This is a genomic window from Klebsiella sp. 141240 (assembly GCF_050600805.1).
Lineage (GTDB): Bacteria > Pseudomonadota > Gammaproteobacteria > Enterobacterales > Enterobacteriaceae > Klebsiella > Klebsiella aerogenes.
This window is the reverse complement of the sequence record NZ_JAQIRK010000088.1, coordinates 1-233: the sequence shown is the minus strand read 5'-3', so window position 1 is coordinate 233 and position 233 is coordinate 1. Positions and strand designations below refer to the sequence as shown.

1 rRNA gene is annotated in these 233 nt (G+C 51.5%); it reads left to right on the top strand.

Going from position 1 to position 233, the window contains the following annotated elements:
* Window positions 1–164: 164 nt before the first annotated feature.
* Window positions 165–233: ribosomal RNA gene (gene rrf / locus PGQ95_RS26475) — 5S ribosomal RNA — on the top strand; the annotation flags it as partial.

Below are 233 nucleotides of genomic sequence, written 5' to 3'. Positions count from 1 at the left end.
AGGTCGGGTGTGTAAGCGTAGCGATACGTTGAGCTAACCGATACTAATGAACCGTGAGGCTTAACCTTACAACGCCGAAGATGTTTTGGCGGATTTGAGATGATTTTCAGCCTGATACAGATTAATCAGTGCGTCGTTATGACGGGCTGGTAAAACAGAATTTGCCTGGCGGCGATAGCGCGGTGGTCCCACCTGACCCCATGCCGAACTCAGAAGTGAAACGCCGTAGCGCC